Origin of the sequence: Ignavibacterium sp. (assembly GCF_025998815.1) — a bacterium.
GTDB lineage: Bacteria > Bacteroidota > Ignavibacteria > Ignavibacteriales > Ignavibacteriaceae > Ignavibacterium.
The window spans coordinates 203352-220893 of record NZ_AP026678.1 but is presented as its reverse complement, the minus strand read 5'-3'; the positions used below and the strand labels follow the sequence as shown (position 1 = coordinate 220893).

Annotated in this window: 14 protein-coding genes; 2 read left to right on the top strand and 12 right to left on the bottom strand. The window is 34.3% G+C overall.

What is annotated here, in order from left to right; all coding sequences use genetic code 11:
- Nucleotides 1-45: 45 nt before the first annotated feature.
- The 5 genes from Q0X14_RS00865 to Q0X14_RS00845 all read right to left on the bottom strand — a co-directional run bounded on the left by Q0X14_RS00865 (nt 46) and on the right by Q0X14_RS00845 (nt 7716).
- Complete coding sequence (locus tag Q0X14_RS00865) at nt 46-1599, bottom strand: FAD-dependent protein (RefSeq protein ID WP_297841153.1); 1554 nt, start codon at nt 1597-1599, stop codon at nt 46-48.
- 34 nt (nt 1600-1633) lie between these two features.
- Nucleotides 1634-2425 carry an SDR family oxidoreductase gene (locus tag Q0X14_RS00860; RefSeq protein WP_297841150.1) on the bottom strand — a complete coding sequence of 264 codons (792 nt, stop codon included), beginning with the start codon at nt 2423-2425 and terminating at the stop codon, nt 1634-1636.
- A gap of 38 nt (nt 2426-2463) precedes the next feature.
- Entirely contained in the window at nt 2464-3660 is a 1197-nt protein-coding gene (locus Q0X14_RS00855; protein ID WP_297841147.1) for an acetate kinase, read from the bottom strand.
- Nucleotides 3661-3690: 30 nt separating this feature from the next.
- Nucleotides 3691-4629 carry a 3-hydroxyacyl-CoA dehydrogenase NAD-binding domain-containing protein gene (locus tag Q0X14_RS00850; RefSeq protein ID WP_297841144.1) on the bottom strand — a complete coding sequence of 313 codons (939 nt, stop codon included), beginning with the start codon at nt 4627-4629 and terminating at the stop codon, nt 3691-3693.
- Nucleotides 4630-4926: 297 nt separating this feature from the next.
- A complete protein-coding gene (locus Q0X14_RS00845; RefSeq protein ID WP_297841142.1) occupies nt 4927-7716 on the bottom strand; it encodes a T9SS type A sorting domain-containing protein in 2790 nt (929 codons plus the stop codon).
- A gap of 141 nt (nt 7717-7857) precedes the next feature.
- Here Q0X14_RS00845 and Q0X14_RS00840 point away from each other — a divergent pair, with 141 nt between their 5' ends.
- Nucleotides 7858-10206 (top strand): RecQ family ATP-dependent DNA helicase, encoded by a 2349-nt coding sequence (locus tag Q0X14_RS00840; protein WP_297841140.1) that lies wholly within the window; start codon nt 7858-7860, stop codon nt 10204-10206.
- Here Q0X14_RS00840 and Q0X14_RS00835 read toward each other — a convergent pair.
- From Q0X14_RS00835 to gap, 4 genes are all read right to left on the bottom strand, one after another.
- Nucleotides 10196-10492 (bottom strand): DUF4296 domain-containing protein, encoded by a 297-nt coding sequence (locus Q0X14_RS00835; RefSeq protein ID WP_297841139.1) that lies wholly within the window; start codon nt 10490-10492, stop codon nt 10196-10198. The genes Q0X14_RS00840 and Q0X14_RS00835 overlap by 11 nt on opposite strands.
- A gap of 1 nt (nt 10493) precedes the next feature.
- The gene (locus Q0X14_RS00830; protein ID WP_297841137.1) at nt 10494-11417 is read right to left on the bottom strand and encodes a rhomboid family intramembrane serine protease; all 924 of its coding nucleotides are present in this window, start codon (nt 11415-11417) and stop codon (nt 10494-10496) included.
- A 12-nt stretch (nt 11418-11429) separates the two neighbouring features.
- On the bottom strand, nt 11430-12629 hold the full coding sequence (locus Q0X14_RS00825; protein ID WP_297841134.1) for a phosphoglycerate kinase: 1200 nt from the start codon (nt 12627-12629) through the stop codon (nt 11430-11432).
- Between the two features lie 95 nt (nt 12630-12724).
- Nucleotides 12725-13783 carry a type I glyceraldehyde-3-phosphate dehydrogenase gene (gene gap / locus Q0X14_RS00820; protein ID WP_297841131.1) on the bottom strand — a complete coding sequence of 353 codons (1059 nt, stop codon included), beginning with the start codon at nt 13781-13783 and terminating at the stop codon, nt 12725-12727.
- A 219-nt stretch (nt 13784-14002) separates the two neighbouring features.
- Between gap and Q0X14_RS00815 the strand changes: the two genes are divergently transcribed.
- Complete coding sequence (locus Q0X14_RS00815; RefSeq protein WP_297841128.1) at nt 14003-14503, top strand: ferritin; 501 nt, start codon at nt 14003-14005, stop codon at nt 14501-14503.
- A gap of 42 nt (nt 14504-14545) precedes the next feature.
- Here the strand turns inward: Q0X14_RS00815 and Q0X14_RS00810 are convergent, their stop codons facing one another.
- Genes Q0X14_RS00810 through Q0X14_RS00800 form a run of 3 tightly spaced genes read right to left on the bottom strand, consistent with a single transcriptional unit; the run spans nt 14546 to nt 17507 of the window.
- Complete coding sequence (locus Q0X14_RS00810) at nt 14546-15751, bottom strand: glycerate kinase (protein ID WP_297841125.1); 1206 nt, start codon at nt 15749-15751, stop codon at nt 14546-14548.
- On the bottom strand, nt 15751-16791 hold the full coding sequence (locus tag Q0X14_RS00805) for a glycosyltransferase family 9 protein (RefSeq protein ID WP_297841123.1): 1041 nt from the start codon (nt 16789-16791) through the stop codon (nt 15751-15753). The genes Q0X14_RS00810 and Q0X14_RS00805 overlap by 1 nt, the downstream gene beginning before the upstream one ends.
- Complete coding sequence (locus Q0X14_RS00800; RefSeq protein WP_297841118.1) at nt 16749-17507, bottom strand: glycosyltransferase family 2 protein; 759 nt, start codon at nt 17505-17507, stop codon at nt 16749-16751. Before Q0X14_RS00800 ends, Q0X14_RS00805 begins: the two co-directional genes overlap by 43 nt.
- Nucleotides 17508-17542 lie beyond the last annotated feature (35 nt).

Below are 17542 nucleotides of genomic sequence, written 5' to 3'. Positions count from 1 at the left end.
ATATTGTCACCCTTATTTTATCGAAGGGTGACAATTTATTTCTAATTATTCAAGAAATTTTTTAACTGCATTTGCACAATTCTCACCATCAATTGCTGCAGAAACAATTCCACCTGCGTAACCTGCGCCTTCACCACAGGGAAACAAACCTTCAATCTGAAGATGCATAAATGTTTCTTTATCTCTTGGAATTCTTATCGGCGAACTAGTTCGTGATTCGGGTGCAACAATAATGGCTTCATCGGAATAATAACCATGCATTCTCTTGTCAAAAATTTTCAATGCTGTTTTCAATCTTTTTGTGATGAAAGAAGGTAATTCCTTATGCAGTTCTACTGAGGTTAATCCTGCTATGTAAGAAGATTTCGGCAGTGATGTTGAAAATTTCCCTTCAACAAAATCAGTTACTTTTTGAGCAGGAGCTTGTTGAGTTTTATTTGCAAGTTCGTAACACTTCTGTTCTACTTCCATTTGAAGTCGCAATGCACTAAAGGGAAAATCTTTTTCATATTTCTGATATTCCTCTTCAGTAACTTCAACAACAAATCCTGAATTAGCAAAAGGTGAATCTCGCCTTGACACCGACATTCCATTTACAACAATTTCATTTTGAGCAGTTGCTGCGGGAACTATAATTCCACCCGGACACATACAAAAAGAGTATACTCCTCTGTCTTTTACATTACAGGAAAGTGAGTAACTTGCAGCAGGCAGATTCGGATGTTTTTCTTTACTGTGATATTGAATTTCATTAATTAAAGCTTGCGGATGTTCAATTCTTACTCCAAGTGCAAAAGGTTTTGGTTGTATCAGAATATTTTTTTTATGAAGCAAATAAAAAATATCTCTTGCTGAATGACCTGTAGCGAGTACTACTGCATCTGCTAAAATCTCGTCTGCGTTGTTTACTACTACACCAAGAATTTTACTTTGCTGTATTACAAAATCCGTAACCTTTGAGTTGAAATGAACTTCACCACCACAATTAAGAATTGTTTGTCGAATCTGTTGTACAATTTTAGGTAATTTATTTGAGCCGATATGTGGATGAGTATCAATCAAAATTTCAGGAGCTGCTCCGTGCTGAACAAGAATTTCCAGAATCTTTTTTACATCACCTCTTTTAGTTGCGCGGGTATAAAGTTTTCCATCACTATAAGCGCCAGCTCCTCCTTCACCAAAACAATAATTTGAATCAGGATTAACAATTTGTTCCTGATGAATAGCTCTTATATCTCGTCTTCTGCTTTGAACATCTTTACCGCGCTCAATTACAATGGGTTTAATTCCAAGTTCAATTAATCTTAATGCGGCATACATTCCTGCCGGACCAAATCCAATGATTATTACTTTATTTTTATCTGAAACCGGTTTGTAATCAATTATTCTTGTATGGGTTTGTGGTATTTCATTTAAATATACATCAACCAAAAATCTGAAAACAACTTTTTTACTTCTTGCATCAATCGACCTTCGTAAAGGAATTACTGCTGATATTTTTTCTGCAGGAACTGATAAAAATTCAGAAGCTTCTTTGTGAAGAATATTTTGAAAAGAAATTTTATCTGGTGGAATAGCTAATTCAATTTGCTTTTTCATGTTGTCCTCTTTCTATGAGGAAAAATTTGTGTGCTTAGAAAATTCCTTTTGTTGAGCCGCCATCAACCTGAATAGTTGTACCGGTAATATATGATGCTTGCTTTGATGCAAGAAATGCAACTAATGCTGCAATTTCTTCAGGACCTCCAAGACGATTCATCGGAACATCTTTAGCCATTTCAACTAAAATTTCCTCGTGAGACTTGCCAGATGTTTTTGCTCTGTTTACTGCAAGCTCATATAATCTGTGAGTTAATGTGTAACCTGGTGCAACATTGTTAACAGTTATGTTCTTACTCGCTACTTCATTACTGAGTGTCTTAGCAAATCCGGTTACAGCGGCTCTGAATGAATTTGACAAAATTAGATTATGAACCGGCTGCTTAACTGCAACAGAAGTTATGTTAATTATTCTTCCCCATTCTTTCTTTATCATATCCGGAATAACAAGATGAGAAAATCGGATAACACTTAATAACACTTGCTTGAATGCATCATTCCAATCGTCTTCGGTTAAATCAGCAAAATATCCGGGAATAGGACCACCACAATTGTTTACAAGTATATCAACTGAACCGAATTGTTTTACAACTGCATTATGAAAATTTTCAATATCTTTTGGGGAATTAATATCGCATACACACCAGAATGGTTCGGTACCAAATTTATTTTTAATGTCTTTTGAAGCTTCAATTAATTTCTCTTTGGACCTGGAACAAATTGCAACATTTACACCTTCGGATACTAAAGTTTCTGCAACTGCTTTACCAATTCCTGTACTTGATGCAGTTACGATTGCAACTTTGCCTTTTATTCCTAAATCCATAAAGCCCTCAAAAAAATATTTTAATAAAGTTTAACTATTTAGTTTAAGGAACTAACAATTTCTGCAGTATCCATTGCGATTACTAATTCTTCATTAGTCGGGATTCTGAAAACTTTTACTTTGGAAGAATCTGATGAAATTAATTCTTCTTTATTCTGATTGCGCAATTGATCAAGATGGATTCCCATGAATTCCATATCCCTACATACTTCTTCACGAACTTCATAAGAATTTTCACCAATACCTCCGGTAAAAACGAGAGCATCAACCCCACCCATTGCAGAAGCATAAGCTCCGACATACTTTTTAATTCTGTAGCAGAAAATATCAAAAGCATGTTTTGCTCTTTGATGTTGATCTTTTACAGCAGCCAGAATTTCACGCATATCGCTGCTTTCACCACTTATTCCTATCAAACCACTGTGTTTATTTAACATTGTTGCTGCTTCATTCAATGATAATCCTTCTTTTCCCATAATATAAAGAATTACCTGTGGATCAAGATCACCGCTTCTTGTTCCCATCAATAAACCTTCAAGCGGAGTAAATCCCATTGTTGTATCAACTGAAACGCCTCTGTCAACAGCAGCCATACTGCAACCGTTTCCGAGGTGTGCAGTAATGATTTTTAATTCCTCATACTTTCTTCCCATCAACTCAGCGGCTCTTTTGGAAACATAAAGATGCGAAGTTCCATGAAAACCATACCTTCTGATTTTGTATTTACGATAAAGTTCATAAGGTATTCCATACAGATAAGCTTTTGGTGGCATATGTGAATGAAATGCCGTATCGAATACTCCAACCTGAGGAGTGCCAGGTAAAATTCTGGTTGCTGCCTGAATACCTTTTATGTTTGGCGGATTGTGAAGCGGTGCAAGTTCAATGTTATCCTGCAATGCTTTTATAACTTCATCTGTTATGAGAACTGAACCTGAAAATGTTTCACCACCGTGAACCACACGATGTCCGACTGCTTCAATATCTTTTTTGTCATCTATTACACCGTGGTTTTTACTTAACAACATTGCCAGCACATATTCTATTGCAATTTGATGATCAAGAATTTCTCCACTGATTTTAATTTGGTCACCATCATATCTCTGATGCGAAAGAACAGCGCCAGCCATTCCGATTCTATCAACTAATCCTTTTGCTAATGCGAGTTTTTTCTCTGTATCAATAAACTGATACTTGACTGAAGAACTACCACAATTTAAAACTAAAACTTTCATCTGATTTATCCTTTTATTTTCCCCTGATAATTATTCAATTATTTTATTTCCGTGCTGGTCATATTTATAAAAACCTTCACCGGTTTTTCTTCCGAGTTTTCTTTCACGAACAAGTTTTCTGAGAATTGGACAAGCTCTGTATCTTGGCTCTCCTAATGTCTTCCACAAAGTTTCCATCCATGCGAGTACTTCATCAAGACCCATCATATCTGCCATTTCGAGCGGACCATATTGAAAATTATATCCAAGACGCATTGCAGTATCGATATCTTTGGCTGTTGCCACACCTTCAAGCAAAATATACATCGCTTCGTTTAGTAAAGGCACGATGGCTCTGGTTGTTACAAATCCCGGATATTCATAAACCTCAACCGGAGTTTTACCAATTCTGTTCGCAAAATCTTTCACTTTTTTTACAGTTTCATTTGAGGTATGAAGGCACTTAACAATTTCAACCAAAGGAACCTTAGGAACAGGATTGAGGAAGTGCATTCCAATAACCCGGTCAGGTCTTGATGTTGTTTCTGAAATTTTTGTTAAAGAGAGAGTTGAGGTATTTGAAACAAAGATTGCATCCTTTTTTGCGTGCTTATCCATTTCCTTGAATATTTTAACTTTCAAATCGAAGTCTTCATCAACAGCTTCGATCACAAGATCACAATCTTTTATTTTTGAAATATCAATGTCCCAGATGATTCGGCTAAAGATTGCTTTCTTTTCTGAATTGGTCATAGCCCAACGTTTTATTTCTCTGTCGATGTTTTCACCAAGCTGTGCTTTTGCCCATTCAAGTTTTTCATTTGTCTTTTCAATAATAGTTACTTCCATTCCGGAGGCAGCTATAGTTTGACCGATTCCCTGCCCCATAACACCGGCTCCGATTATTGCAACAGAATTTATCCGGTCATCCTGAACATTTGCGACTCCTGTTTCGAGCAAGTCTTCTAGTCTAAGCTTATCGTTCTGCATAAATACCCCTTAAAATTTTTTCTGATTGAAAATATAGAATTGCTTTACTTCGGTTTGTATGAATAAACATTTTTATAATTAATTGCCATTGCAAATTTAAGGATATTCAGACTTCTTTTAGCAGATAAATTTTGTTGGATTGATGGAAAGCAAATGTAAATGGCTGACTTAATAGAGATTACGATAAATTCTTTTTGATTGATGATAAATTAGTTCTAATTAAAAACTCACTATAAATCAATCACTAACTTACATTAGCGTAAAGAAAATATTTTAACTCTTCAGTCAGCCCTGAAATTATTTAAGCAAAGTCATTTTCCTGACTTCACTGTGTATCTTCATTCCGTTTGAATCAAATGCTTCATACAAATAGAAATAAATTCCGGAAGTTAGTCCATCAGCATTGAACGCTATCTGATAATTTCCGGGAGTTTTAAATTCGTTTACAAGTGTTGAAACTTCTTTTCCCAATAAATCATATACTTTAATAGTCACTTGATTTCCCTCTCCTTTCGGAATCGAATAAGAAATTGTTGTATTCGGATTGAAAGGATTAGGATAATTCTGTGAGATTGCAAATTTCTCTGGAATGAAATTCACTTCAACAGAAATTACTTTTGAGTATTCAAAAGAACCATCAAAATCAACTTGCTTTAATCTGTATAGAATTTTTCCTTCGTAAGACTTAAATGAAAAATCATCTTTGAATGAATATGATTGCGGAATTGCTGTGGTTCCGGCACCATTAACTTCACCGATTTTTTCCCAATCCTGATTTTTTAATTTTCTTTCGACTTCAAAATGTGAGTTGTTTGTTTCCGTTGCAGTTGACCAAATTATATTAACAATCTTGTTATCTATAGAAGCATCGAAAGCAGTTAACTCAACTGGAATCGTGAAATCAATATATGCTTCATAAACTCCACGACCGTGAGTTGCTGCTCTTAACATTTTTGTGGAATCAGAATAATCAAGATGCATTATAACAGTATTTGGAATTCCAGAAGGTATTTCAGTCCAGCTAACTCCATTATCATCTGTTACAAAAACACCAATATCGGTTGCAACGAAATAAGTATTCGGTTTACCCGGGTTAATTGTGTAGATAAACAAATCATTCACAGGTGCATCAGGCAATGGACCATCAATTGAGACCCAGCTTGAACCACCATTTGTAGATTTATAAACTTTATCAGTACCAAAACCGGAAAATGTTAACAACACAATATTTTCATCTGAGGGATGAACATTAACTGAAGTTATAGTCCTGTTAGGTAAACCAGTTGTAACATTTGTCCAATTAACTCCTCCGTTCGTTGATTTGAAAATTAACGCATTAGAAGTTGCATACATTATGTTTGGATTGGTTTTACTGATTGCCATTTCTCTGATTGGGTAAGTCCCGTTAACAGGAGATGAAATTGCTGTCCAACTTCCGCCATTGTTAGTAGTTTTATAAACACTCGTTCTTGCAGTAAAGAATGTTCCTGAAACAGTTGGATGTGCAATTATCGGTGCAACCCAGGCAACACTTTCACTCATATTTAATCCACTCTGTGCTTGATTCCACGAAGCTCCACCATTTGTAGTTCGGAAAATTCCGCCATTCTGTGTTTCACCCAAAATAAAATTCTGGTCAAAAGGATTGAAACAAACTTCACCACCATCTCCACCATAAGCTGCTGACCAATTGAGAGTTGAAAAAGTTTGCTGAGTTCCGTTATCCTGAGTTCCACCCAGAATTCTTCCCGGATTAAAAGGACTTGCAGCAATTCTGTAAAATTGAGTTAGAGTTAAATTCTGATTCAGATTGGTAAATGTGTTACCGTTGTCTGTTGTTCTCCAGATTCCACCATCGTTACAAACAATAAATGTATTCTCATTTGTCGGATGGAAGAACAAATAATGTTGATCAACATGAACATATCCTCCGTTATAACCATTGGTTATATTCGTAAAAGTAGAACCATCAGTTGAACGAAAGATGTCAATTGTTCCAACATAAACTTTGTTTGGATTTTTTGGATTTACAAAACAATATAAATCATACCACGCCTGACCTGCCAAGTTCTGAAAATTACTTGTTGGAGTTATCGAAGTCCAATTAACACCGTAGTTTGTTGATTTATAAATATTAACATTACTTGAAGAATAAACTGCCGCATACATTATTGCAGGATTTGTCTGACTTAAATCGAAATGAGTTCTTGTTCCTGATGGAAGATCACTACCAAAAGTTGCAAAAGTTTGTCCGCCGTTAGTTGATCTTCTGATTCCAATGCCGGAACCAACCGCAAAAGCTGTATCACCCGAAGGAGAAAAAACAACATCATCAACTCTGCCGCTTAGAATTTGAGTCCAGTTTTGTCCGCCATTCGTGCTTCTGTATAATCCATTGTTCCCGAGAGCAGCCAAAAGTTGATTTGAGTTGTTTGGTCTAATCTTCAATCTTGAAAAATATGTTGATGAAGGAAGTCCTGATGTATAATTAATCCAGGTTGAACCACCATTAGTAGATTTAAGTAATCCTCTTCCATAATAAGAAGCACCACTGTAAGTTGCTTCACCTGTTCCCGCATAAACGATATTTGAATTTGTCGGATCAACAACAATTGCACCCATAGCCATCGAAACTTCATTATCTGTCAAAGGATTCCAGGTCAGTCCATTATCTGTTGATTTCCAGACTCCGCCATTTGCCGGACCAATGTAAATGATGTTCGGATTGTTAGGATCGTAAGTTCCGGTTACAATTCTGCTCGAGATATTTCCATATCCAAAATATGCTCCAGGAGTTGGGCCCAAACTAACCCAGGTAAAATTCGGAATTGTAGTTTCTTCATAAGTCATTCTTAACTGATTTTTTTCCATCAAAGCATTTTCATAAGCATTCTCCGGAATAAAATCATTGGGATAAGAGCGCTGCTCATAAAACCACCATTGACGCATAAATGGTTTGGTATTCTTTATATCATCGGGTGCCTCTGTGAACATGCTGTTGGGTTTTAATTGGTCGGTATATCTAAGCTGTGGAAATAAAGAACAAGTGGTCAAAATAATTAGTAAAGCTGCTGTAATTTTATTCATTAATTCTCTCCCTTGTTTACATTATATAATCGAAAATTTATCTCATTTTTTAAGCCATCTATGAGTATTTTATTAAATCAAAATTTCAATCTCATTGATATTTTTTTTGTAGATTTTACCAGCCAATAAGTAATTTTTTTTATGAAAAAAGCTCAGGATACTTTAAAGAAATTTTTCGGTTATGATTCGTTCAGGCCTGCACAGGAAGAAATTATTTCAGAAATTTTGAAAGGTGAAAATGTAATCGCAGTTTTACCAACAGGTGCAGGAAAATCAGTTTGTTATCAAATCCCGGCTTTAATTTCAGACAACTATTCTATTGTTATCTCACCACTAATAGCATTAATGAAAGATCAGGTAGATTCACTGAATAAAAATAAAGAAATTTCTGCTTTTATAAACAGCACTTTGGAATGGATTGAAATCGAAAAAATTCTGAACAACATAGCTTTTGGAAAAATCAAACTTCTTTACATTGCACCTGAAAGACTTGAATCGAAAGAATTTTCTGAACGGCTGAAAGCTATGAAGCCATCTTACCTTTTCATTGATGAAGCTCATTGCATAAGCGAATGGGGACATAATTTCAGACCGAGTTACACCAAAATTAAAGACTTTATTCAGTTTACTGATATTAAAAAAGTTTCGGCATTTACTGCCACTGCAACTCCGGAAGTTGTAAATGACATTACCAAACAACTGAATATCAAAAATCCAAAAGTAATTGTAAAAGGATTTGAAAGAGAAAACATTTCGATAAGTGTTTATCAGACCAATAAGAAAAAAGAAAAATTACTTGAAATACTGAAAACTCATCAACGACCTGCGATTATTTATGTTTCATCACGAAGAAAAGCTGAAAATCTGAATGAGTTTTTGAATCTAAACAAAACGAAATCTGAATTTTATCACGCCGGATTGAATAATCTCTTAAGAAGGAATATTCAGGAAGAATTTATTGCCGGTAAAATTCCAATTATTATCGCAACAAACGCATTTGGAATGGGCATCGATAAAAAAGATATAAGAACGGTAATTCATTACGATATTCCCGGTTCAATAGAAAATTATTATCAGGAGATTGGAAGAGCCGGCAGAGATGGCAAACCTTCCTCAGCAATTCTTTTATTTGATGAAAAGGATTTATCAATTCATAAATATTTCATTGACTCGGCTTATCCCAAGAAGGAATTAATTCAGCAGATTTATAATGGAATTTGTGATTATGCTCAGGTTGCCGTAGGTTCACTTCCTGATAAGAATATTCCAATCAATTCAGATTTTCTTAATCTCTACACCAAACAAAATATTTCTTCCGGTTTACTTCATTCTGCACTTACTTATCTCGAGTCAGCAGGATATATCAAAATTAATTCAAGTCTTACTTCTCACGACTCGATAAAATTTTTAGTTGATCCCAATAAACTGAAACATTTTCTAAAGACAACTGAAAATGATGAATTAAAAGATCTGGTTTTATTTCTTGTAAGAAATTTTGGAAGTAAAATATTCAACGAAAGAACTTCTATTGATTATTCATTCATTGAAAGCAATACAGGGCTTTCTCAGGAAGCACAAAAAGAACTGTACAATTTTCTTAATGATATAGGTTTTGCAGAATTCATCTCACTTGATGGAAAAGAAACTGTAACTCTTATTCAACCGAGAGTTCAAAAAGAAGATCTTAAATTGAACTACAAGCTCATAAATGAACTGTATTTATTTGCTCACGAAAAACTTGAAAAGATGAGAGCTTTCGTTTATATAAATGAATGCAGATTCAAATATATACTTAATTATTTTGGTCAGAATACTACTGATTATTCCTGTGGTAAATGCGATAAATGTACCTCATTGGACAATCGCTCCGATAGCTTGAACTTTGTTTCAGAAATTACTGAAGAAGTCGAATTACCATTTGATGATTACGACAAAAATCTGGAACTATTTCATCGCTTGAATGAAGCGAGAAAAGCAGCAGCTAAAAAGTTTATGCAAACACCAAATCTTATTTGTCCGGATAGTGTTCTCGCAAAAATATCTCAGCTTAAACCAGACAATAAATATAAGTTGATGATGATTGAAGGATTTACAACAAGAATGTTTAACAAGATTGGAAATGATTTTATAGAGATAATTCAATCATATCTTAAAGAAAATAAATCTGATTCAGAAAAATTACTTCCTCAAAATGTTCAGGAGACTTTGCAACTACTGAAGAAAAATTTTTCGTTGAAAGAAATTTCCAACATAAGGAAACTTGATGAAGCAGTTATCTCTATGCAGATTGAAACAATACTTAGTTACTATCCCGAAATTGAAATTAACTCAATTCTTGGTGAAGAAGATTTGAAAATTATTGAAACTGCTATGAGAGAAGGTTATGAAAATCTGAGAGAATTAAAAGATAAACTGAATGGAAAATATTCTGTGCCTTTACTTCGAATTGCAATCGCTAAAATTAAATTTCGCTCTTCGATTAGTCATTAGCTGATTCAATATACTTAATTACTTTTTTGAACAATTCTTCCCATTTCTCCGGAGTTTGATTATAGAACTTCACAGTTTGCTCATAATCTTTTTCCGAAAATCCATAGTTCGAAAAAACTTTTTGCTTGTAGTCAGCAAACATTAAACTATCAACAGAAACGGAATCCGGAACAGAAACGAGCTCTGCATAAATACGGATAAATTTATCTTCTGATATGGGTGGTTTTTCCTCGCAAGCTGAAAACAGAATTAAAGCTAAAAGCAGAATGTGATAAAAATTTTTCAAATTATTTCATCTTCTTACTTGCTTCAAAAAGAATTCTTTTCTCTCTTTCAGTGAGTCTCTGATAGCCATACTTACTTATTTTATCAAGAATAGCATCAATCTCTTCCTGAGTAATTGCTTCTTCATCATCTTTTTTATTCAAATCATAAAACTTTGCTTCCTGAACATCATCATCGTTTCTGCTTCCATAAGGATAACCACCAAAATCCGAAGGTGTTTTCTTTTTATAGTAAAAAGATTTTCTGAAAAGATTTCTGAATTCAACCGGATTGCTCTTATCAAATAGTATGAACAAAAATCCGAATAAAGCTCCACCAAGATGTGCAAGATGAGCAACATTGCTTGCAGCACTGTCAATCGCAAGGAATTCAAATACTATCAGGAATCCGATAAGATATTTTGCCTTAACCGGAATAAGGAAGTAAAGAAAAATGTATCTGTCAGGAAAAAGCATGGCAAATGCAGTCATAACACCAAATACAGCACCTGAAGCACCGATAGTTACTGCCAATGGACTACCTAACAAAGGCGATATAAAAAGATGAAGTAAGCCGGCAGTTATTCCTGAAAAAAGATAAAAGATTAGAAATTTCTTTGAACCTAAAAGATATTCAACTTCAGCACCGAACATCCAAAGTGCAAACATATTAAAGAATATATGACCAAAGCCGCCGTGCATAAATTGATAAGTAATCAATTGCCATATCTGAAAGTTGAATGGATTACCAACAAAATCATAACCACCGATTGGATTTAATGCAAACCAACGATTTAAAATGTAAGCTGCCGGATAACCATTGAACATAATATTATCCATCAAAACCTGAACAAAAAACACGGCGGCATTAATAATCAAAAGATTTTTTATTACAGGTGGAAATAAACTAAACCTGCCAAATCCTCTTGGTTGATAATAATTACTCAAAATATTCCTTTTTTAGTTAGCGTCGTTTAATGCTGCAACACCAGGCAGAATTTTTCCTTCGAGAAATTCGAGCGAAGCACCTCCGCCTGTTGATACATGCGATACTTTATCTTTTAATCCGGCCTTTGCAATCGCAGCTGCGGAATCACCACCACCAATTACTGTTACTACTCCATTGGCGGTAGCTTCGGCAAGTGCCTGAGCAATTGCAAAAGTTCCTTTAGCAAAATTATCAAATTCAAAAACACCCATCGGTCCGTTCCAAACAACTGTCTTAGCTTTCAATATTTCTTCTTTGAATAACTTAATAGTTTCAGGACCTATATCCAATCCCATTTTGTCGGAAGGAATTGAATCAACAGATACAACTTCTGCAGGTGAATCATTGTTAAATTCAGAAGCAACTACAACATCAACAGGCAATAAAAATTTTACGCCGGTGTTCTTAACTTTTTGCAGAACTTCTTTTGCTAATTCTATTTTCTCTTCCTCAAGTAATGATTTACCAATCTCTTTACCCTGAGCTTTGAAAAATGTAAATGCCATTCCGCCACCAATAATAAGAGTATCAACTTTGTCTAAAAGATTATTGATGACATCTATTTTGCCAGAAATTTTTGCTCCGCCTAAGATTGCAACATAAGGTCTGTTGGGATTTGAAACTGCAGCGCCAAGATATTCCAACTCTTTTTGCATAAGATAACCAGTAGCACAAACTTTAATGAATTTCGTAACTCCTTCGGTCGAAGCATGAGCTCTGTGTGCGCTACCGAAAGCATCATTGATATAAACATCTCCAAGCTCAGCTAATTTTTTAGCAAATTCAGGATCGTTTTTTTCTTCTTCTGGATGGAATCGTACATTTTCAAGAATTAATACATCTCCATCTTTCATCTGGCTAACCATTGCTTTGACTTCATCACCGATACAATCAGGTGCAAGTTTAACTTCTTTACCTAAAAGCTCGCTAAGTCGTTTAGCAGTTGGTTTCAAGCTGTACTTGGGATTTGGTCCACCTTTCGGACGACCTAAATGACTCATCAGAATTGCTTTTCCACCTTCGGAAATAATTTTCTTAATGGTTGGTAATGATTCAACAATTCTTGTGTCATCGGTGATATTCAGGTTCTCGTCCAGAGGCACATTAAAATCAACTCTTACGAGAACTCTTTTTCCTTTTAATTCAACTTTATCAATTGTCAGTTTATTCATATTTAACCCCTGAAATAAGTTTTAGATATTATAAGAAAAGTCATTGCTCTCAAAATTTTCCGGGCAATGACTTTTCAAAAAGGAAATTTTTCAAATTACATTTTAACTAACTTCATCAGCAAGTCAACACATCTGTTTGAATAACCCCACTCGTTATCATACCATGAAACAATTTTAAAGAATCTTTTTTCATCTTTAAAGTTATTCTGAAGTGTTGCCAAAGAATCATAGATTGATGATCTTTCATCGTGGTTAAAATCGGTTGAGACTAATTCCTCATCAGTGTAACCAAGTATTCCTTTCATATAAGTCTGTGAAGCTTTTTTCAGCAACTCATCAATTTCTTTGATTGAAGTTTCTTTAACAGAGCGGAAAGTTAAATCAACAACTGAAACATTTGCAGTCGGAACTCTGAATGACATTCCAGTAAGTTTTCCTTTAACCTGAGGAAGAACTTCACCGACAGCTTTAGCAGCACCGGTTGTTGAAGGAATAATATTAATTGCAGCAGCTCTTCCGCCTCTCCAATCTTTTTTAGAAGGTCCATCAACAGTTTTTTGAGTTGCTGTGTAAGCGTGAATTGTAGTCATTATTCCAACTTCGACTCCAATTCCCTCTTTCAATAAAACATGAACAACTGGAGCAAGGCAGTTTGTTGTGCATGAAGCATTTGAAATGATAGTATGTTCTGGTTTCAATTCATTATCATTAACTCCCATCACAACTGTTTTTACATCACCTTTGCCCGGAGCTGTGATGATAACTTTTTTTGCACCTGCAGTTAAATGACCTTTTGCTTTTTCAGAATCAGTAAATAAACCGGTTGCTTCAAAAACATAATCAACGCCCAAATCTTTCCAGGGAAGCTGTGATGGTTCTTTTGTTGCAAGTATGCATTGAGTTTCTTCGCCATTGATTACAAGGATATCATCGTGATCTAAGTCAGGTTTACTTTTCTTTGAAGAAATTTCTCCTTTGAAAGTTCCGTGCACTGAATCGTATTTGAGTTGGTATGCAAAATATTTTGCATCATTGCTTATATCAACGAGGGCAACGATGTCAACTTCCTTACCGAGCAGATTTCTATCAGCCATTGCTCTTAAAATTAATCTGCCGATTCTTCCGAATCCGTTTATAGCTACTTTAACAGCCATAATTAACTCCTTTTCTTAATGTGATTGTCATGATAAAATTGCGCTCCAAAATTAGCCAATGCTCTACTGATTATCAATTCATTTGCTTCATTTGATGATAAAGATCATAGATGATTTTAATACCGTTTTACAGCTTTGATTATTGAAACTCCAATTCGATTTATTAGTCAATTTTGAATTATATTTGTGCATAAATTTCAAACAAATCACGAGGTCGTTATGTTATCCGATAAAATGCTAAAGGCACTTAACAAGCATCTTAACGAAGAATTATATTCTTCATATCTCTATCTTTCAATGGCAGCATATTTTGAAGATAAGAATCTGAAAGGATTTGCTGGTTGGATGAGAACACAATCTCAGGAAGAATATATGCACGCAATGAAGTTTTATGATTTTATAAATTCTGTTAATGGAAAAGTAACTCTTACTCAAATTGACGGACCGAAAACAAATTGGAAGTCAATAATGGAAGTGTGGAAAGATACTCTTGAACACGAAAAGAAAATCACTTCCCTTATTCATAAACTTGTTGAACAAGCATTGCAGGAAAAAGATTACGCAACAAATAATTTTCTCCAATGGTTCGTAACTGAACAAGTTGAAGAAGTAACAACTGTTGAAGATATTATTGCAAAGCTTGAATTGATTGGTGATAATAAAAGTGGACTTTATATGCTCGACAGAGAACTTGGTGCAAGAGCTGCAAGCGGAAATTAATCTTTTCTATTCAGTAATGGCTGTCCTTAAGGCAGCCATTTTTTACTTTAAAATTCTGTCTCTGATTTTCTCTGAAATTATTTTTAATCCGATTGCTACTTTTTGTTTTGATTCTTCTTCATCCTGATATAAATCCAGCAACTCAAAGCAATCAACATTTCCCGGAATTAATTTTTTAACATCTTGTTCAATTCTTCCGCAAACCAAAAATATTCTCTTAACTTTATCTGAGAACTTTCTGATAATTTCTCCTGTAGCTTTCCCTTCAAATGATTGAATATCAAATTTTCCCTCACCGGTAATCAGAAAATCAAATTCATCAAAGCTCGTATCGCGAAAAAGATTGCTAAAAATAAAATCATTAGCTGATATAATTTCTGCATCAAAAAATATTTTTAATCCTGATGCAAGTCCGCCGCCTGCACCATTTATGTATTCTGATTCTGAAATTAAATTTTTCTTAATAATTAACTCAACAATGTGTTCAATTCCTTTTTTTATCAGAGCAAGTTCATTTTTGCTTGCACCTTTCTGCAGGCCATATAAATCAACAGCAGAGTTGTCACCCAATAAAGGAGTTTGGACATCGACAACACATAGCAACGATGAATAGATGGATGGCTGAATGTTGGAATGTATGATTGGCGGAATGATTGAATGATTGGATGATTGAATGGTTGGATGACTGAATGAAGATGGGAATATTATTTCAGAGATTAAGCTAAAGTTAGCTGGAATTGGTTCGACTTCATTTCCGTTGTTATCTAAAAATTTTATTCCTAAAGCATTTACTGCTCCAAGACCAAAATCAATAGTAGAAGTGCCACCCACTCCAATTTTAATTTTTTCAAATTCCTGAATTGAGTCAGAATATTTATTATTCGTTAAATCATTAATCAATTTGCCTAAAGGAAATGTATTCAGAGCTAAAGGATTTCTTTTTCTTTGTGGTAATTTTTTTAATCCGATTACTTCTGCTGATTCGATAAAAATTTCTTTACCCGATTTATTAACTAAAACTGGAGCGTTGAATTTTTCTCCCGCAAACTCAATCGGGAAATTATGTTCAATAATTTCATTTTTATAAATAAACTTAACAACCTCTAAAAAACCATCACCGCCATCGCTTAAGGGTAAAGTCGTAAGCTGAAAGTTTTTTTCATTTGATAATTCTTTTGAGATAATCTCTGCAATCTTAACTGATGATATACTTTCTTTGAAACTATTTGGAGCGATGAGAATCTTCATCATTGATCCGTTTCTAAAAATGATTTGATCATTTCTGAAATTGAATCAGCGTTAATTCCACTATCACCTTCATATCTGCAGAGCTTTGGATCGCTGGGACATTGAGTCTGACAATAATTTTCTTTCGGTAGAACAATCTTTGATTTATTACCTAAAGGTCCCCACAATTTAGGTGAGCACGCAGTTAAAGGGCAAAACAATGAAAGTGTCGGAACTTTCAATGCAGCACAAATATGCATTGGTCCTGTACTGTTTGAAACAAGTAAATCAAGTGCACTGAAATTAATGATAGCTTCACGAAGAGTATTTTCTATAAATGGAAATTCGATTCCTTTGATGTTCAATATTTCATTCGGTGGTTGTTTGTCAGTAACGATTACTTTCAAACTACTGTCCTCTAATAGTTTCTCAATTAATTTTTTGTATTCATCTGCTGACAAATTTGGTGCTGAGTTACCACTAGTCGAATTTATTCCAATTAGTTTTTTACCCGAACTGACTAAAGTTTTTTTGAATGTTTCTGCTTTCTGTCTTTCTGTTTCAGTGAGATAAATTTCAGGTTCTAATGACGCAGGTTTAATTCCAATTTTTCTAATCATATCAAGAGCATAATCTGCTTCGTGGCGGAGTGGATTATATTTTTTTCTATCTACAAATTTTGTAAAGGTAAGCATCTGAAAAATTTTATGCCCGACGCCAACTCTGAAAGGAATTCCAGCGAAGAATAAAATGTAATTCAATCGCTCATCGGGAAGAAGCATAAATGCGTGAGTAAACTTAAAAGAGCGGATAAACTGTGCTTGCTTTATGAGTGATTCGAAGGATTTATCTTTATCATCATATACGATTATCTCATCAACGTAAGGATTATTTAAATAAATATCTTTTGTGTACTCACGGACCAGCACAGCAACAAAACAGTCAGGATAAACTTTTTTAATCTCTCTTGGTAAAGGTGTCGAAAGAACAACATCACCAATGCGATCAATCCTTGCAATTAAAAATCTTGGTTGTTTGATTTTGCTTTTTTCAATTCCCATATTTTTAACTGAACCTGAAGTTTTGTAATTGCGTGCATGATTGAAACAAATAATCCATAGATTCCATCAATGAAACCTTTGCGCAAAAAAAAGTGCTGAAGAAATGCGACTATCGGAGTTAATACAATCGTAAAACTATTTACCTTTTTCTTATTTTGTTTTTCGATAGCTTCGAGAGTTGAATAGTGATTTATTTTCGTAAAGGCATCTTTGAAATTACGATAAGAAAAATGAAGCATTGAATTATGAAGCTGACCAATTTTTCCATCAACTTCAAAACCTTCATGAACAAGTCGATTTGTAAGTTTTGTTTTTGATTTTTTGAATAGTCTTAATTGATAATCGTTTCCCCAACCACATCCGCGAATTAATTTTCCAAGAAAATAATTATCCCGTTTAATTCTATATCCATCAAAGTTTTCAAGATTTGAATTAAGAATTTCATCCCGGAGTTTTTCTGTTACAATTTCATCTGCATCCAGACTAAGCACCCAATCATTGTTTGCCAGACTAAGGGCAAAACTTTTTTGTTCAGCAAATCCTTTCCATTCATTAAAAATAACTTTATCAGTAAACTGCTTTGCGATAGATACAGTTTCATCAGTACTTCCGGAATCAACTACAATAATTTCATCAGCCCACTTTATGGAGTTCAGACATTCAAAGATATTCTCAGCTTCATTTTTAGTGATAATGGTTACGGAAATTTTATTCATTGCTTAAAATTTTTATGTTCAATTGAAAATATAAT